This is a genomic window from Mesorhizobium sp. M0029, from assembly GCF_040323735.1.
Classification (GTDB): Bacteria; Pseudomonadota; Alphaproteobacteria; order Rhizobiales; family Rhizobiaceae; genus Mesorhizobium.
Map to the genome: position 1 here is coordinate 186409 of NZ_JAMYVF010000011.1, position 19471 is coordinate 205879.

Annotated in this window: 19 protein-coding genes and 1 pseudogene; 8 read left to right on the forward strand and 12 right to left on the reverse strand. The window is 64.9% G+C overall.

Annotated features, from left to right (window positions below; all coding sequences use genetic code 11):
* Nucleotides 1–10: 10 nt before the first annotated feature.
* Complete coding sequence (locus tag NKJ76_RS19625; protein ID WP_352538150.1) at nt 11–226, reverse strand: hypothetical protein; 216 nt, start codon at nt 224–226, stop codon at nt 11–13.
* Between the two features lie 182 nt (nt 227–408).
* Here NKJ76_RS19625 and NKJ76_RS19630 point away from each other — a divergent pair, with 182 nt between their 5' ends.
* Nucleotides 409–762 carry a cupin domain-containing protein gene (locus tag NKJ76_RS19630; protein ID WP_352538151.1) on the forward strand — a complete coding sequence of 118 codons (354 nt, stop codon included), beginning with the start codon at nt 409–411 and terminating at the stop codon, nt 760–762.
* On the opposite strand, the gene NKJ76_RS19635 is transcribed toward NKJ76_RS19630, so the two are convergent.
* Nucleotides 749–1657 carry a zinc-dependent alcohol dehydrogenase family protein gene (locus NKJ76_RS19635; protein WP_352538152.1) on the reverse strand — a complete coding sequence of 303 codons (909 nt, stop codon included), beginning with the start codon at nt 1655–1657 and terminating at the stop codon, nt 749–751. The genes NKJ76_RS19630 and NKJ76_RS19635 overlap by 14 nt on opposite strands.
* A 106-nt stretch (nt 1658–1763) precedes the next feature.
* Here NKJ76_RS19635 and NKJ76_RS19640 point away from each other — a divergent pair, with 106 nt between their 5' ends.
* Nucleotides 1764–2711, forward strand: a complete 948-nt coding sequence (locus tag NKJ76_RS19640) for a LysR family transcriptional regulator (protein ID WP_352538153.1) — start codon at nt 1764–1766, stop codon at nt 2709–2711.
* 41 nt (nt 2712–2752) lie between these two features.
* Here NKJ76_RS19640 and NKJ76_RS19645 read toward each other — a convergent pair whose 3' ends face one another.
* From NKJ76_RS19645 to NKJ76_RS19660, 4 genes are all read right to left on the reverse strand, one after another.
* Nucleotides 2753–3328, reverse strand: coding sequence for a hypothetical protein (locus NKJ76_RS19645; RefSeq protein WP_352538154.1), 576 nt, complete (start codon nt 3326–3328; stop codon nt 2753–2755).
* Between the two features lie 120 nt (nt 3329–3448).
* Nucleotides 3449–4339: a ribokinase gene (locus NKJ76_RS19650; RefSeq protein WP_352538155.1), complete on the reverse strand. Its 891-nt coding sequence runs from the start codon at nt 4337–4339 to the stop codon at nt 3449–3451.
* Nucleotides 4336–5211, reverse strand: a complete 876-nt coding sequence (locus tag NKJ76_RS19655; RefSeq protein WP_023730361.1) for a MurR/RpiR family transcriptional regulator — start codon at nt 5209–5211, stop codon at nt 4336–4338. The genes NKJ76_RS19650 and NKJ76_RS19655 overlap by 4 nt, the downstream gene beginning before the upstream one ends.
* Nucleotides 5208–6209: a TIM barrel protein gene (locus NKJ76_RS19660; RefSeq protein ID WP_352538156.1), complete on the reverse strand. Its 1002-nt coding sequence runs from the start codon at nt 6207–6209 to the stop codon at nt 5208–5210. Before NKJ76_RS19660 ends, NKJ76_RS19655 begins: the two co-directional genes overlap by 4 nt.
* Before the next feature lie 239 nt (nt 6210–6448).
* On the opposite strand from NKJ76_RS19660, the gene NKJ76_RS19665 reads away from it, so the two are divergent.
* The 6 genes and pseudogenes from NKJ76_RS19665 (at nt 6449) to NKJ76_RS19690 (ending at nt 12334) form a co-directional block, all read left to right on the forward strand.
* A complete protein-coding gene (locus tag NKJ76_RS19665; RefSeq protein WP_352538157.1) occupies nt 6449–7051 on the forward strand; it encodes a CDP-alcohol phosphatidyltransferase family protein in 603 nt (200 codons plus the stop codon).
* A gap of 41 nt (nt 7052–7092) precedes the next feature.
* A complete protein-coding gene (locus tag NKJ76_RS19670) occupies nt 7093–8874 on the forward strand; it encodes a bifunctional alpha/beta hydrolase/class I SAM-dependent methyltransferase (RefSeq protein WP_502902327.1) in 1782 nt (593 codons plus the stop codon).
* 4 nt (nt 8875–8878) lie between these two features.
* A pseudogene (locus NKJ76_RS19675) lies at nt 8879–10248 on the forward strand (phosphatase PAP2/dual specificity phosphatase family protein).
* Between the two features lie 10 nt (nt 10249–10258).
* Nucleotides 10259–10693 carry a hypothetical protein gene (locus tag NKJ76_RS19680; RefSeq protein WP_352538158.1) on the forward strand — a complete coding sequence of 145 codons (435 nt, stop codon included), beginning with the start codon at nt 10259–10261 and terminating at the stop codon, nt 10691–10693.
* 3 nt (nt 10694–10696) lie between these two features.
* Nucleotides 10697–11365, forward strand: a complete 669-nt coding sequence (locus NKJ76_RS19685) for a lysophospholipid acyltransferase family protein (protein WP_023672504.1) — start codon at nt 10697–10699, stop codon at nt 11363–11365.
* A 39-nt stretch (nt 11366–11404) separates the two neighbouring features.
* Nucleotides 11405–12334 (forward strand): phosphatidate cytidylyltransferase, encoded by a 930-nt coding sequence (locus tag NKJ76_RS19690; RefSeq protein WP_352538174.1) that lies wholly within the window; start codon nt 11405–11407, stop codon nt 12332–12334.
* Between the two features lie 10 nt (nt 12335–12344).
* Here the strand turns inward: NKJ76_RS19690 and NKJ76_RS19695 are convergent, their stop codons facing one another.
* From NKJ76_RS19695 to NKJ76_RS19720, 6 genes are all read right to left on the reverse strand, one after another.
* Complete coding sequence (locus tag NKJ76_RS19695; protein WP_352538159.1) at nt 12345–13952, reverse strand: FGGY-family carbohydrate kinase; 1608 nt, start codon at nt 13950–13952, stop codon at nt 12345–12347.
* A 229-nt stretch (nt 13953–14181) separates the two neighbouring features.
* A complete protein-coding gene (locus NKJ76_RS19700; RefSeq protein WP_023688988.1) occupies nt 14182–14910 on the reverse strand; it encodes an SDR family oxidoreductase in 729 nt (242 codons plus the stop codon).
* 27 nt (nt 14911–14937) lie between these two features.
* Nucleotides 14938–16197, reverse strand: coding sequence for a sugar ABC transporter permease (locus NKJ76_RS19705; RefSeq protein ID WP_023821252.1), 1260 nt, complete (start codon nt 16195–16197; stop codon nt 14938–14940).
* Nucleotides 16194–17018 (reverse strand): ATP-binding cassette domain-containing protein, encoded by an 825-nt coding sequence (locus NKJ76_RS19710; protein ID WP_352538160.1) that lies wholly within the window; start codon nt 17016–17018, stop codon nt 16194–16196. Before NKJ76_RS19710 ends, NKJ76_RS19705 begins: the two co-directional genes overlap by 4 nt.
* Before the next feature lie 152 nt (nt 17019–17170).
* Nucleotides 17171–18235 (reverse strand): ABC transporter substrate-binding protein, encoded by a 1065-nt coding sequence (locus NKJ76_RS19715; protein WP_352538161.1) that lies wholly within the window; start codon nt 18233–18235, stop codon nt 17171–17173.
* Between the two features lie 228 nt (nt 18236–18463).
* The gene (locus NKJ76_RS19720) at nt 18464–19348 is read right to left on the reverse strand and encodes an AraC family transcriptional regulator (RefSeq protein WP_023672497.1); all 885 of its coding nucleotides are present in this window, start codon (nt 19346–19348) and stop codon (nt 18464–18466) included.
* Nucleotides 19349–19471 lie beyond the last annotated feature (123 nt).

Sequence of the window (19471 nt, forward strand, 5' to 3'; positions counted from 1 at the left end):
GAAATGTCGGCTATCCCGCCGCCGCCGCCCAGGCCACGACGCCCCGCATGCCAACCTTGCCAAGGCAGTAAGCCAGTGTCAGGCGCAACAGGTCGCTCGCCGACCTGACGCCGCGCGGGCGCAGGAACGCCTTCGTCTCGCGGGCACTTGCTGCGATCAACTCTTCGCCGCCCAGAAGCTCAATCGTCTCGGCCCAGCCGTCATCAACAAGCGATTCGTGTGTCATCGCAGTGTAGAATCACACCCGATTCCGCAGGGCAATACCTATCTTAGCGCCTATGCCCTTTGAGGGGGGAGATTAGCGCGCGCGTTCGCCAATCTCCGACGCCACACGTCGGCCCTTGCGTTGCCCCTGTCGCACGCATCGGCTATCCAACCGGCAGCCATGCAATTCGAACGGAGCCTCCCATGACCAACACCACCATTTTCAAATTCGGCGCTGTCGAGCATGCCGAGGGCGGCGACTTACCGGGCTGGATCGTTGTCGCGGGCAGGCCGACCATGCAGACCGCCGTGCAGCACACCACCGCCGACGGCAAGGTGCTGTCGGGCACCTGGCGGGCCTCGCCCGGCACTTATCACGCCACCTACACCGACTATGAGTTCGTGCACATGATCGCCGGCCGCATCATCATCACGCCCCATGGCGGCACGCCGGTCGAGGTCGGTCCGGGCGATGCGTTCGTGGTCGAAGCCGATTTCAAGGGCACCTGGCAGATCCTCGAGCCGGTAACCAAGCACTTCGTCGTCAAGCTTGCTTGATCGACGTCGCCAGGCTTGCTTGATCGACGTCGCCAGGGTCGCCTGATCGGCTCGTCGTCAGGCTTGCTTGATCGCGTCGTCGGCAGTTCCTGATCGGTGCCGATACACCTCGGCCGGCGCGGTTCATCGCCAGCGTCCCCCTCGTGCCGCCAGGCGCGGTGGCGTTGACGGCGCGGGCGAAGGTGGCGGTGCCGGCGGTCTCGACGACGAGGTCGGCGCCGAGGCCGCCGGTCAGTTCCAGCACCTTGCCGTCCCAGTCGGGCGTCGCGCGGTAGTTGATGAGATGATCGGCGCCGAGTGCCTTCGCCCGCTCCAGCTTCTCGTCCGACGAAGAAGTGATGATGACGGTTGCGCCGGCGGCTTTCGCCAGCTGAAGGGTGAAGATGGAGACGCCGCCGGTGCCGAGCAGCACGACGACCGAGCCCGGCCCGACATCGGCGGCGCGGACGGCGTTCCAGGCGGTGGTCGCGGCGATCGGCAGGGTCGACGCCGCCTCGAAAGAGAGACGAGCCGGTACCGGCACGAGCGAGTTGGCCGGCAGCGCGACGTATTCGGCGAGCGACCCCGGCAGCGAAATTCCGCGCATCTGCGTCATCTCGTTAGGCCGGGGCGGACCGCCGATCCAGCGCGGCTTGGCATGGGCAACGACGCGATCGCCGACGGCGAAATCCGTAACGCCCTCCCCCAGCGCGACGATCTCGCCGGCACCGTCGGCGACGGGAATGAGCGGAAAGCCGGGCACGCGATAATTGCCGCTGGCCACCGCCACATCGACGAAATTCAGGCTCGCGGCGCGCTGGCGGATCAGCACTTCGCCGCGCTGCGGTTCAGGCGTGGCAATGGTGGTGGCGCGAAAGGCGTCCAGTTTGGCGGCGGTCAGTTCGATGGCTTTCATGGCTCACGCATTCCGGTTGAAGGGGTCGATCCTCAGGATTGAGTGAAGCTATCTGCTGCGCTACAAGCAGATAATCCGGAATCTCTACATATGAGTCCTGTGTTTTATGCAGCAATCACACGACCCCGCCAGCCTTGCCGAAATGGCCGCCTTTGCGGCCATCACCGAAGCGCGCTCCTTCACCAAGGCAGCGTTGCGCGTCGGGCGCGACTCGACGGTTCTGTCACGCCGCCTGCAATCGCTGGAGCAGCGGCTCGGCGTGCGGCTGCTGCACCGGACCACCCGAAGCGTATCGTTGACGGAGGCGGGAGCGGAGTTCCTGGTACGCTTCCGCGCCATCCTGGCCTCGGTAGACGAAGCCGAGGCTGCTGCTTCCGCGCATGCCAGCGGGACGCCGCGCGGCTTGCTGCGGCTGGCGCTGCCGGGAACCTTTGGGCGTATGTGGATCGGGCCGCTGTTGCCGCACTTTCTAGCGACGTTCCCGGATGTCCGCATCGAGGCCGAGTTCTCCAACCGGTTCGTCGATCTCGTTGCAGAGAACTTCGATGTCGCCGTCCGTCTCGGCGCGCTGGAGGACTCGCGCCTGGTGGCGCGCAAGATCGCGACACGGCGGCGGTTGCTGTGCGCTGCTCCCTCCTACCTCGCCCGCAGGGGCGCGCCGGAAGCGCCGGAAGCGCTGACCGAACACGCCTGCCTCGGCTTCTCCGGCTTCCAGACCTTTCCCACCTGGGAGATGACCGACAGTTCGGGCCGCCGCGTTAATGTCGACGTCTCGGGGCCGATGGTGTGCGAGGATGCCGAGGTGCTGGTCGAAGCCGCGGTGCAAGGCCTCGGCCTGATGATGAGCACCGACTGGCTTGTCGGACGCGAACTCGCCGACGGACGGCTGGTGCCGGTGCTGGCGGACTGGACGCTGGCCGACGAAGGCGCGGTCTATGTCGTCATGCCCTCGGCCAGGGGACAAGCCGCCAAGACACGCGCCTTCGCCGAGTGGATCGGCAAGCGCTTCGCGCCGGAGCCGCCCTGGACGTCGAGGCCGGTCTCAAAGGCTTGATCAATGGGGCGCGCCGGGGGCTAAGACGGCATATGCCGCTGTCACCAGGCCTTTTGTCCTGTATGATCTCGTTGAATGTAGCTTGGGAGGGGATCATGCAAAGTGCATTGGCGAAGTTCATGATGGCAGGTTCCGTTCTGGCCGCGCTGCAAGCCGCGCAGCCGGCTTTTGCCGCGTCCTGCAACTGGAGCGCCAAGATGGAAGAAGACGAAGGCGGCAGCGTGCTGACGGCTTCGGTGTGCGGCGGACCGAAGGCCGATGCGCATCTGATGCTCGTCTGTTTCGACAAGCCGGTGCTGAGCTACGATCTGGGTGCGGCCGGCCAGCAGCTGGAACCCGGCATCAGCGCTTCCTTCACCTTCAAGGGCGGTGACAAGAGCGTGACCAAAAAGCTCGACCTCGAGGCCATGTATAATTACTTCACGGCTGAGCTGAGCAAAGACGATCCACTGCTCGGCCTGTTGCGCGGCAAGGGCGACGTCACGGTTACGGCCGACAAATATGGCGAGAACAGCTTTCCGCTGACGGGCTCGAGCGCTGCGATCGGCAAGGGTGCTGGCGCAGTGCGGCAAAAGTTCGGCCGGCGAAGCGGACTGAAGCTCCCTACTTTCGACCACGCAGCTTGGTCCCGCGCCTCCATCAGGGCAAAGCCAAGCAGGTTCTCGCCGCGCCCGGTTTGCCGTTTCGCTCATCGACGGGGGCACGGGTTTGGAGGCGGCAATATGCGGCCTGAGTTTTCAACGCGAGCTGCGCTTTCCCTCCGGTGTCGCCACCAGCGAGGCGGCGGCGGCATTGGCCGTGGCGATCGCCGCTTCCATCGGATGGCCACGCGCGAGGCCTGCCGCGAAGGCGCCGACGAATTCGTCGCCGGCGCCATGGGTGCTGACGACCTTGACCGGAATGGCGGCCAGCGCGAAGGCCGCGCCCGTCCGGTCGCAATAGGCGACCCCCTCACCGCCGGCCGTGACGATCGCCGAGGGGTAGGCATCGATAAGTCGCCGCGCGGCTTCGGCTGCGCCGGCGAGCGTGTCTACGACCGGAACGCCGGCCAAAAATTCCGCTTCGATGGCGTTGACGATGACGATGTCTATCAGCGCGGTCAATTCGGCCGACAGTGTTCGCGCCGGTGCGGCGTTGAGCACGACGCGGCCTCCGGATGCCCTCACCGCGCGCGCGGCAGCGATGTTGGCGGCATCGGGCACTTCGTTCTGCAGCAACAGCACTGCCGTCTGTACCACCACCTCGCCCGCAGCCGCGATGTCATCACTGCCCAGGGTGAGATTGCTGCCGGAGACGATCACCGCACCATAGTCGCCATCGCTGTCGAAGATCGCCACGCTGATGCCGGAGCCTGCGCCTGCCGCCACGCGCACGAAGCGGCGATCAACGCCGGCGCGATCGAGATTGGCCAGCAGCGCCGTGCCGAAATCGTCGTCGCCGACGGCGCCGATCATCGCCGCACGCACGCCGGCGCGTGCCGCCGAGACCGCCTGGTTGCCGCCCTTGCCGCCGCATTTCGGCTGCCAGGCATGGCCGGTCACAGTCTCGCCCTTGCGCGGACGGTCGGGCGCGTCGACCATGATGTCGTAGTGCAGGCTGCCGAAGACGGTGACCAGCGGAACCGTCATGTGCCCCGGTCTTTTCGTTTCGAGGTGACCGCCGACATGGTGCGGCCGAGATTGCGCTCCGCCGCCTGGTAGTCGCGCTGCGCCACCGCCACGAACAAAGCGTCGAGGATGTTGAGTTGCGCGATGCGCGCCGCTGCGTTTTCGCCCATCAGCGGCGAGCCTTGCGCGGTCGAGCACAGCACGATGTCGGCAATCCGGGCCAGCGGCGAGTTGTCGTAGTTGGTGATGGCCAGCGTGCGGGCGCCGCTCTTGCGGGCAAGATGGATGGCGTCGATGACGGCCGACGTGTTGCCGGAATGCGAGAAGCCGACGGCGATGTCGTCGGCGCCGAGGAGCGAGGCCGACATCAGCATCATGTGCGAGTCGTCATAGACCGATGCGCGGATGCCGATGCGCAGGAATTTGTGCGAGACGTCGCGGGCGATCTGGGCGGAGCCGCCGACGCCATAAAAATCGCGGTTCCTGGCGCGGTAGAGCAGATCGGCAGCACGGTCGAAATCGTCCATGTCGAGGATCGCGAGCGTCTCCTCCAGCGCCTGGATCGAGGTGCGGAACACTTTCTGCACGATCTCGGCCGAGCTGTCGTCGACCGACAGTTCCTGGTGCATCTCGGCGGTCGGGAGGCGGCTGTATTCATAGACGGCGGTGCGGAAGTCGCGGTAGCCGGAGAAGCCGAGTTTCTTGGCGATCTTGACCACCATCGCCTCCGACACGCCGGCCTCCTCGGCGATCTGCTTGAGCGGAATGGTCTCGTCGAAACCGCGCCGGCCGAAGACGGTTTCCACCACCTTGGCCTCAAGCGGGGTAAGATGCGGCATCATCATGCGGATGCGCGGCCCCACGGCTTTCAGATCGAGATTGCTCAACGTCATCCACGTCCCCTCGTCTCCGGCCCGAGCATGGCTTCCTGGACGATAGCCTGCGACGTCACGGCGTCCTGGCTGGCCATCGCGGCGGACAGGCGGTTATCCTTCTCCAGCCGGTCGACAACGCGCAGCAGGCGATTGACGGTGGCGATGTTGACTTCGCATTCGCGCACCGGATCGAGCCCGGTCATGTCGGGGAAGGTGTCGAAGTAGATGGCGCCGGCGTAGCCGTCGCGACGGATCTGGCGCAGCAGTTCGATGGTCTGCAGCGTGTGCACCGCGCCGACCATCAGGCCGTCGTCGCGCTTGGCATAGCCATCGTTGAGATGGACGCCGAGCAGCTTGCTGTGGCGAGCGATCAGCGCCGCGGCGAAGGCCGGCTGTTCGTCGGCATAGAGCACATGGGCAAAATCGAGCGTGACGCCGAGATTGGGTAGGCCGACCTCGCGGATCGCCAGCAAGGTGGTCGCGGCATCCGGCATCAGCGAGTAGGAGCGCGGTTCGTTCGGCTTGTACTCCAGGCTGATCTGGCAGCCGGGATCATGCGCGGCAACTTCACGAACCCCATCGATCTCGTGTTGCCAGAGCGTCGCATAGTCGGCCTGGAAGGCGTAATCGAAACCATCCTGGCCGAGCCACAGCGTCATCAAACTGGCGCCCGCCGCGCGCACCGCATCGATACCGGCCTTGGTCAGGTCGATGGCTTCGCGGCGTACCGCCGGGTCCGGATTGGTGAAGGCGCCGAGCTTGAAGGCCGGATTGGAGTAGTAACGCATGGCAAAGCCATTGATGGAAAGCCCGAGACCGCCGAGCTTTCGGGCGATTTCAGCCGGCTTTTCACTGACATGATCGGGGAAATTAAGATCAAGATCGGTCAACCCGTCGACCTTGGCCGCGCGAGTGGCCATCTGCAGCATGGACGGCTTGCCGGTGAGATCAGGCCATTCGGCTTGCGGCCGCGAGGCGAAGGAATTCAGGCGGGTGGCGAAGCGACTGTTTGTCATGATGAACCTTTCAGTGATTTACTTCACATAAATACGAATATTTGTAAAGTTCTCATTTCCGAGGCGGTTTGTAGCGCGAAACATCCTGCTTAGCGGAGATCTTCGGCTGCGCCTCTGCATCCATGCCGGGAGTTTCGAGTCCCGCAACGGTGCGGATGCTGGTGCGAGCCCTTGCGCCCTGCCTGCCGATTGACCAATCTCGCCGACACTGTCATGAGCCGCGGTCGGGGGGATCACATATGCCTACGCTCTATGCTCTGAAGCCGGCCTTTCAGGCCAGGCTGCGGCCGCTGGCCGACCGGCTGGCCGATGCCGGCGTCACCGCCAACCAGATCACGCTTCTCGCCGCAGCACTGTCCATCGCCACAGGCCTGGTGGTCGCGGCCTTTGCCTTCCATCCCCTGGTTTTCCTCTTGATGCCGGTGGTGCTGTTCGTGCGCATGGCGCTCAACGCCATTGACGGGATGCTGGCCAGGGAACATGGGCAAGCATCAAAACTCGGCATGTATCTCAACGAACTCTGCGACGTCGTCTCGGACCTGGCGCTGATCCTGGCCTTTGCCACCTTGTTCCCGGCCTGGGGTGTCGTCGCCTTCGCTATTACCGCCATGCTTGTCGAGTTCGCCGGCGTGCTTGGCGTTGCCGCAGGCAGCGGGCGTAACTATGCCGGGCCGTTCGGCAAGAGCGACCGGGCCCTGGTGCTCGGCGTCATCGCCTTCCTCATCGCCTGCGGCCTGTGGTTCCAAGCGATTGTGCCCTTTGTGTTTCCGGTCATGGCTACACTGTCAGTCGTAACCGCCATCAACCGGATACGCGGCGGCCTTAGAGCGGGCGGCGCATGATGCCAAAGCGTCAGGCACCCGACCGCCAGAGGGAAACCATGATCCACCAGACCATTGCAGCCGGAGCACCGGCAAGCCTCGAGCGCATCGCGCAGGAGCGCACGTTCAAGAGCCATGACGGCACCGAGATCTTCTACCGCTACTGGCCGGCCGCCGGGTCGACGCCAAAGGGTGCGATCCTTCTGTTCCATCGCGGCCACGAGCATGGCGGCCGCATGGCGCATCTGGTCGACGAACTCGCCATGCCCGACCATGCCTTCTACGCCTGGGACGCCCGCGGCAATGGCCGCTCGGCCGGCGAGCGCGGCTATGCGCCGTCCTTTGCCGCCCTGGTTCGTGACATCGACTGCCTGGTGCGCGAGATCGGCCGGGATGGTTTTGGCCAGCGCGACATCGCGCTGATCGCGCAGTCCTTCGGCGCCGTGCTGGCCGCTGCCTGGGTGCATGACTATGCGCCCGACATCCGCGCGCTGGTGGTGGCTTCACCGGCCTTTTCGGTCAAGCTCTACGTGCCCTTCGCCAAAGAGGGCATTGCGCTGTGGCAGAAGCTCAAGGGCCGCTTCTTCGTCAATTCCTACGTCAAGGCGAAGTTCCTGACGCATGATGCCGAGCGCATCGCTTCCTTCGACGCCGATCCGCTGATCACGCGACCGATCGCCTCCAACATCCTGGTCGAGCTTTACGACCACGCTGCCCGCATCGTCTCGGACGCGCGCGCCATCACCGTGCCGACGCAGCTCTTGATCTCCGGCAGCGATTGGGTGGTGCGGCATGGACCGCAGCACGAATTCTTCGTCAATCTCGGCAGCAGCGCCAAGGAGCGGCATGTGCTGCCCGGCTTCTTCCACGACACGCTGGGCGAGCGCGATCGCAAGCAGGCGCTGGACTTGATCCGGCCGTTCCTCGAAAAGCAATTTGCCACGCCGGAGAAAACCATCGACTTGCTTCAGGCCGACCGCGCCGGCTACACCCGCGACGAGGCCGAGAGGCTCGCCTCGCCGCTGACGCTGTTGTCGCCCAAGGGAATTTTCTGGGCGATGAGTCGCGCCTCGATCCGCATGGGCGCCTGGCTGTCTTCGGGCATGAAGATTGGCATCGCCACCGGCTTCGATTCCGGCTCGACGCTCGACTATGTCTACGAGAACGACGCGCGCGGCACCGGCTTCATCGGCTGCATGATCGACCGCACCTTCCTCGACGCGATCGGCTGGCGCGGCATCCGCCAGCGCAAGCTGCATCTGGAAGAGCTGATCGGCAACGCCGCCGCCAGCCTGATGGCAGCCGGCCGTCCCGTCCACATGCTCGACATCGCCGCCGGTCACGGCCGCTATGTGCTCGATGCCGTCACCAAATGCACTGAACCGCCAGCAAGCGTGCGGCTGCAGGATTATTCCGAGCTCAATGTCGGGTTGGGTTCGAAGCTGATCGCCGAGCGGCAGCTGCCGACCAGCGTCACCTTCCATCAGGCCGACGCCTTCGATGCCGACATGCTGGCCGGGCAAAAGCCGGCGCCGGACCTCGCCATCGTCTCCGGGCTTTACGAATTGTTCGCCGACAACACGATGATTTCCCGCTCGCTCGGCGGGCTGGCCAGCGCCATGCAACCCGGCAGCCTGCTCGTCTACACCAACCAGCCATGGCATCCGCAGCTGGAGATGATCGCGCGCAGCCTGACCTCGCATCGCGGCGGACAGGCCTGGGTGATGCGGCGGCGCACGCAAGGCGAGATGGACCAGTTGGTGACGGCTGCCGGTTTCGCAAAGATCGACCAGCGCATCGACCAATGGGGCATCTTCACCGTCTCGGTCGCACGGCGCGTCTGAGACCATGGCCCTGCCTGTCGCTGACCCTGCCCCGGCGCGGGAACCCTATTTGGGCATCGTGCTGAGGGCAGCCCTTTGGCTGGCGCTGCTGGCGCCATTCTTCTATTCGACCTATGGCTTTGCCAACTGGCTGGCGTCGCGGCGCGACCATGTCGGCAGCATTGTGTTTGCCTGGGAATACGCCATCCCGTTCGTCGCCTGGACGATCGTGCCCTATTGGTCGATCAATCTGTTCTACGGCCTATCGCTGCTGCTCAACACGACCAGGCGCGGCGTCGACCGGCTCGCCGGCCGCTATCTCTCGGCGCAGATCATTGCCGTCGCCTGCTTCATCGCGTTCCCGCTGACGGCGACCTTCGTGCGGCCGGAAACCACCGGCCTGCCGGGTTTCCTGTTTGCGGTGCTCGGTGGTTTCGACAAGCCGTTCAACCAAGCGCCATCCCTGCACATCGCACTCCTGGTGATCATCTGGGACCATTGGCGTCACGTTCTGGCACGTCACCGTCTCGGCGGCATTCTCCGCCCGGTCTGGCACGTCTGGTGTTTTCTCATCGGCGCCTCGGTGCTGACGACCTGGCAGCATCATTTCATCGACATTCCGACCGGCGCCCTGCTCGGCCTGTTTGCGCTGTGGCTGTTTCCGTCCAAGGGCGAGCTGCCATTCTGGGGTTTTCGGTTGACCGCCGACCCAAGGGCGCGGCGGCTGGCGGGTTATTACGGGCTGGGGGCGGCCCTTGCCCTGGCCGGCGCTGCCGAGGGCGCGTTGGTCTCCGCCGATTTTCTCATCCTGTTGTGGCCGGCATTGGCGCTGGCCATCGTCGCCTTCGGCTATGCTGGGGCCGGCGCCAAAGTGTTCCAGAAGGCAGCCGATGGTAGCGTCTCACTGGCCAACCGTATCCTGCTCCTGCCCTACCGGCTTGGCGCCCGGATCAATGTGTGGGTATGGACCCGCCAACTGGCGCCGCAAGTGGAGATCACCGACGGTGTTTTCCTCGGCCGGTTTCCGAGTGCCGACGAGGCCAACCGCTTCGGCACAGTGATCGACCTTGCCGGCGAGATGGAACGGCCGCGCGGCGTGACCTGCCGCTGGATCAGCTACGCCATGCTCGACCTCGTGGCGCCGCCTCACGACAGGCTGGAGCGAGCGGTGGCGGCGATCGAGCTGGCGCGCCGGCGCGGCACCGTCCTGGTCTGCTGCGCGCTCGGCTTCCAGCGCAGTGCGGCCATCGTCGCCGACTGGCTGGTGGTGACGGGGCGCTCGTACACATTGCACAGGCGCGCAAGAAACTCGCCGCGTCGGGCAGGCCCGTGCACCTTCAGATCGGGCTGGATGAACCGGGGCTGGAAGAACCGGGGCTGGAAGAACCGACATGAGTTGGCCGGCATGAGTGGCGACAATTTTCCCGAGAAGGCCGAAATATTCGCCGCCGGGCTGATGGCGCAGGCGGTGTGGCCGATCCTGCTGGTGGTCGCGGCTGTGATGGCAGCGCCGGTCATCGGCCTGGTGGCCGGACCGCAGACGACAGCGCTGTCCGCGGCGGCCTGGCTGGTCGTGGCGGCGGGCGCCGTGGCCACGCTGGCTCTTTCGGCCTTGCTTTTGTTCGATGCGCTGCTGTTCCGGCTGATGGCAAGCCACGCCAGCGAGGCCGCCGGGGGTGCCGCGGTCGACGATGTGCTGGCGCGCATGCGCCTGAAGCCCACCGCTGCCGGCGGCCGCTCGCTTGACCGTCGCATTGCAGGCACGCGCCGCCTGCTGACAAGGCAGCGCATGGCGCTCGCCATGTTTGCTGCGGCATCCCTTTTCGCAGCATTTGTTTGAGCCATGACAAAACTTCACCTGCGCGCCAACACCTTCACCTTGCTGCAGACGGTGACGTCGGTCGGCCTGTCGGCGGCGGCCTGGGTGGTAACCGGCGTCAGACCAATCTGGAACGGCAGCCAGCCGTCGGAGCGGCAGCGCATCTACTTCGCCAACCATGCCAGCCATGGTGATTTCATCCTGCTGTCGGCTTGTCTGAGCGAGAAGGTGCGCGCCCGCACCCATGCGATCGCGGCGGCCGAATATTGGGGCAAGTCGCGGCTGCGCCGCTTCATCGCGCAGGACATGCTGTCGTCCGTGCTCATCCACCGGCAGTGGACCGACGAAACGCAACACCCGATCTCGATCATGCTGTCGGTGCTCGACGACGGCCACTCGCTGATCCTGTTTCCCGAAGGCACTCGCAACACGACGGAGGCGGATCTGCTGCCGTTCCGCTCCGGCCTCTACAATCTGTCGATGGCGCGGCCGGATGTCGAACTCATCCCGTGCTGGATCGAGAACATGTCGCGCGTGCTGCCCAAGGGCCAGTTCCTGCCGGTGCCGCTTTTGTGCCGCGTCGTCTTCGGTCCGCCGGTGGCGATCGCGCCCGGCGAAGAACGCCGCACCTTCCTCGAGCGCGCGCGCCAGACGCTGCTGTCGCTCAACCCGCGTCCCGATCGGGACCACTAGCATGACCAGGCAAAGAGACTTCGTATGACACTGCCGCCAATGCATGAAACCGTCATCCTGCTGGCCGGCCTGATCTGCGTGCTGACCATGGCGAGCATCGTTGCCGGTATCCTCTCATGGCGGGCGCCGAAGCCGCTGCCCTCGACGCTCGGCAACTTGAACCAGCGCATCAACGCCTGGTGGGTGATGGTGCTGGCGATCACCGTCGCCTTCTTCTTCGGCCGCACCGGCATGACCATCCTGTTTGCGCTGATCTCGTTTGCCGCGCTGCGCGAGTTCGTGACGCTGACGCACAGCCGGCGCAGCGACCACTGGGTGCTGCTCGGCATGTTCGGCATCATCATTCCCTTCCAGTACTGGCTGGTGTGGACCGCCTGGTACGGGCTCTTCACCATTTTCATCCCCGTCTACTGCTTCCTCTTGATGCCGGCGGTCACCGCGCTCAACGGCGACACCGAGCGCTTCCTCGAGCGCGTGTCCGCGCAGCAATGGGCGGTCATGATCTCGGTCTACTGCGTCAGCCATGTGCCGGCGCTGCTGACCCTCAACGTGCCCGGTTTCGAGGGCCGCAACCTCCTGCTCATCGCCTTCCTGATCATCACCGTGCAAGGCAGCGACGTGCTGCAATACATTTTCGGCAAGCTGTTCGGCAGGCATCTTCTGTCGCCCTCCGTCTCGCCCTCGAAGACCTGGGAAGGGCTGGTCGGCGGGGTGGTGGCATCGAGCCTGCTCGGCGCGCTGCTGTCGTTCCTGACGCCGTTCTCGCCGCTGGCGGCGGCAGGCGTCGCCTTCATCGCCTGCCTGATGGGGTTCCTCGGCGGGCTGGTGGCGTCGGCGATCAAGCGCGACCAGGGCGTCAAGGACTGGGGTCACCTGATCGAGGGTCACGGCGGCATGATGGACCGCGCCGACAGCCTGGTCTTCGCCGCACCGGTGTTCTTCCACATCGTCCGCTATTTCTGGACGTGAGCGAAGCCGTTCAATCGCGGATGGCCCGGCCTGCCTGCTGCAGCAATTCGAAGGCGGCGATGCGCTTGTCGTGCCAGGGCACGAGGTCGCCACCGGCCGGGCGATAGATGTCGCCGATGCGCGACATGCCGGTCATCGCCGCGATCACATCGGGAAATTTTTGCGCCGCCACCGCAGCCAATATGGCTGAGCCGAGCAGCACCGGTTCGGGCGAGGTCGAACCGGCGACGGTCAGACCTGTGGTGTCGGCCAAAAGCTGACGTACCAGCTCGCTTTGCGCCGCACCGCCGCTGACGACGATAGTGTCGATGGCAATGCCTTTTTTGGCCATCGCCGCCAGGATCTGGCGAACGCCGTAGCCGATGCCCAGCAGGCCGGCGACATAGAGCGCGACCAGACTGTCGAGGGACGTGTCCATGCCAAGCCCGGCGATCAAGGCCTTGGACTCGGGATCGGCGAAGGGCGAGCGGTTGCCGAGGAATTCCGGCACGACATGCAGTCCATCGGCCAGGTGCGCTACGGCGGACAGGTCGGCGGACTGCTTCGCCGCCTGCTGACCAAGCCAAGCGGTCAGGCCGAGACCTTCCGCCTTGGCTTTTGCGGATGCCTCAGCCGTGGCCGGATGGAAAGCGACGAGGTGGTCGATTGCAGCACCCGCCGCCGATTGCCCGCCTTCATTGAGCCAAAGCCCCGGCACCATCGAGGAAAAATACGGGCCCCAGACGCCGGGCACGAAGGCCGGCTCGCTGGTGCTGGCCATGGTGCAGGCCGAAGTGCCGAACACATAGGCCATGCGCGACTGCAAGGTGCCGACGGAGCCCTGCCCGCCAACCGTGCCGACTCCCCCGGCATGGGCATCGATCAGGCCGGCAGCAACCGGCGTTCCCGGCAGCAGGCCGAGATCGGCCGCGGCGGCCTCAGTGAGGCCTTGGGCAAGTGCCGTGCCACCCTCGACGATTTCGGTGCCGATGCGGGCAAAGCCTTCATCGGCGAGCGCGCCGAGGCCGATGGCACGGAAATAGGCATCGTCCCAGCGCCGCTCATGACCGAGATAGGTCCATTTGCAGGTCAGCGTGCAGATCGAGCGCGCCAGGCTGCCGGTTGAGCGCCAGGTCAGATAGTCGGTGAGGTCGAAGAAATGCTCGGCCGCATCGAAGGTGGCGGGCAGGTTCTCGCGCAGCCACAGCAGCTTCGGCGTTTCCATTTCCGGCGAGATGGTGCCGCCGACATAGTCGAGCACGGCGTGCTTTCCGGCATTGATGCGCTGCGCCTGATCGAGCGCGCGGTGATCCATCCAGACGATGATGTTGCGCTGGCTGTCGCCGGAACTGCCGACCGGCAACGGCGCGCCGTCCTTGCCGACCACGACCAGCGAACAGGTGGCGTCGAAGCCGATGCCGGCAATGTCGCGCCCAGCGAGCCCCGACTTAGTCACCGCCTCGCGCACGCTGGCGCAAACCGCACGCCAGATGTCCTCGCTCGACTGTTCGGCGATTTCGCCGGGCTCGATGAACAGAGCGATGTCGCGCTTCGCCGAGGCAAGCATGGTGCCCTTGCTGTCGAACACCCCCGCCCTGGCACTGCCAGTGCCGACGTCGATGCCGAGGAAGTGGGACATGGGAACCTCAGAAGCTAGGCAGTAGGCAGTAGGGAGTAGGGAGCAGGGAGTAGGGAGCAGGGAGTAGGGAGTAGGGAGTAGGGAGTAGGGAGTAGGGAGTAGGGAGTAGGGAGTAGGGAGTAGGGAGTAGGGAGTAGGGAGTAGGCGAGATGGTCAGCAGTGAACGGTCAGTTGCAAGAGCCTCTCCCCATGTCCTACTGCCTACTGCCTACTGCCTAACGCCTACTCCTCACAAATCATTGCTCTGCGGCAGGATAACCAGATCCCGGATAGTGACATTTCTCGGCCGCGTCAGCATGAACAGCACGGCTTCGGCGACCTCGACCGGTTGAATCAGGCCGCCCTTGGCCAGTTCATCCTCAAGCTTGTCCTTCGGCCAATCGCTGATCAGCGCTGTCACCACCGGCCCTGGCTGCACCGCGCCGACGCGCAGGCCATGCGGGGCGACCTGGCGGCGCACCGTATGGACGAAGGCCTGCACGGCGTGTTTCGACGCTGTGTAGATCGGCTCCCAGACCACGGGCACCAGTCCGGCGATCGAAGACGTGACGATGATGTCGCCGGTCTTGCGTTCGACCATATGCGGCAGCACGGCGTGGATGGAACGAAAGACCGCATTGATGTTGAGGTTCAGCATGCGGTCCCAGGCATCCGGGTCGCCTTCGAGCACCGGGCCGCCGACATAGGCGCCGGCATTGGCGTGGAAGATATCGAGCTGGCCGGCCTTGTCCAGGATTTGCGGCATCATCGTCGCTACGCTGGCCGGCTTCATCAGATCGATCACCAGCGGGATCGCGTTGGGACCGAGTTCGGTGCAGACGCTTTTCAGCGCGTCTTCGGCGCGATCGACGAGCACAACGCGAACGCCGGCGGCAATCAGCGCTCTCGCGCATTCCAGGCCTATGCCCGACGCCGCGCCGGTAATCGCCGCGACTTTTCCACTCAAATCCTGAGCCATTCTTCTATCCTCGTATTCTCTGTTGGTTCAGGCTCGGCCGTGGGAAACCCGCGAGCGGCGTGCCAGGGAGTCGACGATGACCGCAATTGCCAGAACGGCGCCGGTGATCATGTAGCGAAGCGACGATGACAGATCGAGCAAGGTCAGCCCGCTGGCGATCGACTGGATGACGATGATGCCGAGCAGCGCGGAATAGGCGCTGCCACGGCCGCCAAACAGGCTGGTGCCGCCTATGACCGCCGCCGCAATGGCGTTGAGGTTGACGTCGCCGGTGCCGGCCTGCTGGCTGGCGGAGGCCAGCCGCGCCGCCGACAGGACGCCGCCGAGGGCGGCAAACATCGAGCACATGACGAAGGCGCTGAGGTAGATCGAGCGCACCTTGATGCCGGCCCGGCGCGCCGCTTCGCGGTTGCCGCCGACGGCGGTCATCGAGCGGCCCCATTGGGTGCGGGTCAGCGCATAGTTCATCGCCACCACCAGGCCGACGAACAGGCCGAACATCCACGGTATGCCGCGCGCCTGGTTGAGATAACCGACGATCAGTTCGAGCAGGATGGTCAGGGCGGCGACGCGCACGATGAGGCCGCCGACAGACGGCGCCGACAAATTGACGGCCCGGCGGCGGCTGACGGTGCGCAGGCCGGTGATCAGCATGACGATGCCGGGCAATGCCGCCAGTGCATAGGACAGCCAGTCCGGCATGACCAGCAACTGGCCGAAATTCACCAGGTTCGAGCCATAGGGCAGATTGATCGAGCCGGTGGAGCCCAGAATATACAGTTGCAGGCCGAGCACGGCGAGCAGGCCGGCGAGCGTCGAGACGAAGCTTGGCATGCCGAGCCGGTTGAACAGCAAGGCATAGAGCGCGCCGATGAAACCGCCGACGGCAATCGCGGCGAGGATGGCGAGCGCCACCGGCCAGCCCTGGTTGACCCACAGCGTGCCCACCATGGCCGAGGCAAAGCCGCTGATCGAGCCGACCGACAGGTCGATCTCGCCGACCATCAGCACGCAGACTATGCCGAGCGCGATGACGCCGACGGTCGAGCAGTCGAACAACAGATTAACGAGGTTGCTCGACGAGACGAACACCGGATTGAGGGCGGTGAACACGCTCCAGATGATGACCAGGCCGACGATGACCGGCAGCGAGCCGAGGTCGCCGGAGCGGACGCGGTCGAAGAAGGCGCTGATGGCGCCACCAACGCCGGCCTGGTGCTTGACGCGTACGTCGCTGCGGTCGAGCGCCGTCGACGAGGAGGTGTCCTGCTTGGGCTCCGCGCTCATGGCCGCTGCTCCTGGTTGTGCGCTTGTTCGGCGGCCTTGCGCCGTTCGGCGCGGCGCGACACTGCATTGTTGGCGGCGCCGGTGATGGCGCTGACCAGTTCCTGGTTCGAGGCGTCGGGTTCGAAAACGCCGTTGTTGCGGCCAAGCCTGAGCACCACGACGCGGTCGGCGACGGCGCGCACGTCCTCCATATTGTGGCTGATCATCAGCATGCCGAGCCCACGCTCGCGCACCCGGTCGATGAGGTTCAGCACTTCCGCCGTCTGGGCGACGCCAAGCGCGGCGGTCGGCTCGTCGAGCAGGATGACCTTGGGGTCGAGCAGCAGCGAGCGGGCGATCGCCACCGTCTGGCGCTGGCCGCCGGACAGCGAGGCGACCGCCTCGCGGACGCTTGGAATACGCGCCGACAATTCGTTGAGCAGCGTCCAGGCGCGAATTTCCATCGCCACCTCGTCCAGCCGCAGCGGGTTGATCTCCTTGCCGAGAAAGATGTTGGCGACGACGTCGAGGTTTTCGCACAACGCCAGATCCTGGAAAACGGTGGCGATGCCGAGCGTCAGCGCGGCACTCGGGTCAGGCATGGTCACCTGCCTGCCGCGGAAATTGATGGTCCCCGAGCTCGGCTGGTGGACGCCGGCCAGGATCTTGACCAGCGTCGACTTGCCGGCGCCATTGTCGCCGACCAGCGCCACCACCTCGCCGGCATGGACATCGAGATCGATATCGGTGAGCGCCGAAACGGCGCCGAAATTCTTCGAGATGCCGCGCAGGCTGAGCACCAGCTCGCCTGCCGAAACCGGTCCGTCAGAGATGTCAGACATGGTGGCAAACCTTTCCGGATGGGCGGTCAAGAGTGACTGCGGACTTCCGGCCACCGCAAGGGCGGCCGGAAAGCAGGATCAGGATTCTAGGTCATCCTTTTATGCATGTCGTTATCCCAAAACCGCTGCGCACTTTTGGGCGACCTGCATTGTCACTTTGTGATGCCGAGCTTCTTGCAACCTTCGGCGTAGCGGTCGACGCAAAGCTCTTCGGCGGTGTTGATCTTCTTGTCGATGATCTCGGCCTTTAGGTTTTCCTGCGTCACCACCGCCGGCGTGAACAGCTGCGAAGGAGTGTCGTAGAGGGTCGTTTCGGCCTTCGGCGTCTCGCCCGACAGAAGCTGGACGGCGACGTTGGCGGCAGCCGCCGCAACGATCTCGCTCGGCTTGGAGATGGTGTTGTACTGGTCGCCGGCGATGATCAGCTGCAGGGCGGCGATGGTCGCGTCATTGCCGGTCACCGGCGGCACCGGATCGACACCGGCGGCCTTGAAAGCGGCGATGGCGCCACCACCGGTGCCGTCATTGGCCGCAACGACGCCGACGATCTGCGTGGAGAAGCGGGTGATCTGGCCGCTTGCCCATTGCTGCGCCTTCGGCGGCGCCCATTCCGGCGTGTCGTATTCGGCAAGGATCTTGTAGCCGCTGTTGTCGAGGCTGGAATGGATGCCCTTCTTGATCAGCCCGGCGGCCGCGTCGGTCGGCGAGCCGTTGATCTGCAGCAGGCCGCCGCTGGCGGGGTCGACCTTCAGCGCCTTGAGGTGTTCGACGAGCGAGTCGGCAATGGCCTTGCCGATGCCTTCATTGTTGAACGAGACGTAGAAGTCGGCAGGTGCAGTCGGGATCGGGCGATCATAGGCGATGACCTTGACGCCCTGGCTCTGCGCCAGCTTGACCAGCGAGGCGGCGGCGGTCGAGTCGACAGGGTCAAGCACAATCGCCTTGGCGCCTTGCGAGATCACCGAGTTGAACTGCTGCTGCTGACGCGAGGCGTCGGCATCGGCGTTCTGGTAGATCACCTTGCAGCCGGGGCAGAGTTTTTTCATCTCGGCGACGAAGCCGGGATAGTCGTGCTGCTCGTAGCGCGTCGAGGCCTGGTCGGGCATCAAGAAGGCGACCGTGGCGTCGGTAACCGGGGCGGCAAAGGCAGCGGTGCCGCCAAGAAGAGACAGAGTGAGCGCAATGGCTCCCGTCGATTTCCAGGCAAATCTGGTCATTTTGATAGCTCCGTTTCAAGGAATGGTTTCATGAAGCCCTGGACACCACATGGCGCCGGGCCTTGACTGCAGTCGGCTGTTGCGAGGAACAACGGAGCACTTGATCCGTGCTGCGCATCCCCTTGATATCCCTGGATTTCGGGACAAGCGATCTCCAGCACGGGGCGCCTCCAACGCACCCCGCGTTCTTACCTCAGTAAATGTCTAGGCTCCTCCCGGTCCTCCCTGTTAGGCGGCAATCTCCGCGCTGATGTTTTCCGCCAGCAGGGCCCTGAAGCGCGAAGGCGACATGCCTTTCTGGGTCAGGAACTGGCGGTTGAAATTCGAGATGTTGTTGTAGCCGGCGGCATAGCAGATCTCGGTGATCGGCATGTCGGCCTCGCTCATCAGCAGTTGGCAGGCGAGGTTGATGCGCAACCGGTTGACATACTGCACCAGCGCCATGCCGGTATGGCGGCGGAAGCTGCGCGAAAACGCGCTCGGGCTGCGGCCGGCGATCGCCGCCAGATCGCTTTCGCTGAACGGCTCGGTCAGGTTGGCGTTGATATAGGCAAGCGCCTTGTTGACGCCGGCCGACATGAAGCCTGAGGGATCTGGCAGATAGCTGGCGCTGGTGAGCGTCCGCACATCGGCGGCGCGGCTCAGAATATCGATCAGCTCCATGAACAAAGCGATGCGGCGAACGCCTTGCGCTTCGACCAGTTCGGCCAGCACAGGTGCGGCGAGCTTGGCGGTAGCGGTGGAGAACAGCGCGCCGCGGCGGCTGAGCTCGAGAATGTTTTCACAACCGGCAAGTTCCGGCAACGCGGCGGTGGCGTCGGCAATGAACTCTTGCGAGAACTGCACGACGCGGCCGCGCAGCGGCACGCTGGCGCCTGCCGGCACGTCGCTGACCCAGTTGTGCGGCAGGTTCGGGCCGGTGAGCACGAGATTGCCGGGCTCGAACTCGCCGATGAAGTCACCGACGAAATAATGGCCCGTGGTGGCGACGACATGATGGATTTCGTATTCGGGATGGAAGTGCCAGCGCACCGTGTGGAAGGGGTAGCCGTGGGCCCAGGCCTTGAACGACTCGCCGCGTCTGATCTGGACGACTTCCAAGTCCGGATTCATGTCAGTTCCTCCCGGCGCCGGTCCGGTCATGCGACCAGTTGCAGTGCCATCTCCCGCAGGCCGCGTTTGCCGCTCTCTGCAGTGATCGAAGCTTAGGCGGCAATTCATGCAGCCGCCACCACG

What these genes read in the sequence shown, in the direction of transcription:
- NKJ76_RS19625 (WP_352538150.1), bottom strand. Translation starts at nt 226, where the DNA reads ATGACACACGAATCGCTTGTTGATGACGGCTGGGCCGAGACGATTGAG.
- NKJ76_RS19630 (WP_352538151.1), top strand. Translation starts at nt 409, where the DNA reads ATGACCAACACCACCATTTTCAAATTCGGCGCTGTCGAGCATGCCGAG.
- NKJ76_RS19635 (WP_352538152.1), bottom strand. Translation starts at nt 1,657, where the DNA reads ATGAAAGCCATCGAACTGACCGCCGCCAAACTGGACGCCTTTCGCGCC.
- NKJ76_RS19640 (WP_352538153.1), top strand. Translation starts at nt 1,764, where the DNA reads ATGCAGCAATCACACGACCCCGCCAGCCTTGCCGAAATGGCCGCCTTT.
- NKJ76_RS19650 (WP_352538155.1), bottom strand. Translation starts at nt 4,339, where the DNA reads ATGACGGTTCCGCTGGTCACCGTCTTCGGCAGCCTGCACTACGACATC.
- NKJ76_RS19655 (WP_023730361.1), bottom strand. Translation starts at nt 5,211, where the DNA reads ATGACGTTGAGCAATCTCGATCTGAAAGCCGTGGGGCCGCGCATCCGC.
- NKJ76_RS19660 (WP_352538156.1), bottom strand. Translation starts at nt 6,209, where the DNA reads ATGACAAACAGTCGCTTCGCCACCCGCCTGAATTCCTTCGCCTCGCGG.
- NKJ76_RS19665 (WP_352538157.1), top strand. Translation starts at nt 6,449, where the DNA reads ATGCCTACGCTCTATGCTCTGAAGCCGGCCTTTCAGGCCAGGCTGCGG.
- NKJ76_RS19680 (WP_352538158.1), top strand. Translation starts at nt 10,259, where the DNA reads ATGAGTGGCGACAATTTTCCCGAGAAGGCCGAAATATTCGCCGCCGGG.
- NKJ76_RS19685 (WP_023672504.1), top strand. Translation starts at nt 10,697, where the DNA reads ATGACAAAACTTCACCTGCGCGCCAACACCTTCACCTTGCTGCAGACG.
- NKJ76_RS19690 (WP_352538174.1), top strand. Translation starts at nt 11,405, where the DNA reads ATGCATGAAACCGTCATCCTGCTGGCCGGCCTGATCTGCGTGCTGACC.
- NKJ76_RS19695 (WP_352538159.1), bottom strand. Translation starts at nt 13,952, where the DNA reads ATGTCCCACTTCCTCGGCATCGACGTCGGCACTGGCAGTGCCAGGGCG.
- NKJ76_RS19700 (WP_023688988.1), bottom strand. Translation starts at nt 14,910, where the DNA reads ATGGCTCAGGATTTGAGTGGAAAAGTCGCGGCGATTACCGGCGCGGCG.
- NKJ76_RS19705 (WP_023821252.1), bottom strand. Translation starts at nt 16,197, where the DNA reads ATGAGCGCGGAGCCCAAGCAGGACACCTCCTCGTCGACGGCGCTCGAC.
- NKJ76_RS19710 (WP_352538160.1), bottom strand. Translation starts at nt 17,018, where the DNA reads ATGTCTGACATCTCTGACGGACCGGTTTCGGCAGGCGAGCTGGTGCTC.
- NKJ76_RS19715 (WP_352538161.1), bottom strand. Translation starts at nt 18,235, where the DNA reads ATGACCAGATTTGCCTGGAAATCGACGGGAGCCATTGCGCTCACTCTG.
- NKJ76_RS19720 (WP_023672497.1), bottom strand. Translation starts at nt 19,348, where the DNA reads ATGAATCCGGACTTGGAAGTCGTCCAGATCAGACGCGGCGAGTCGTTC.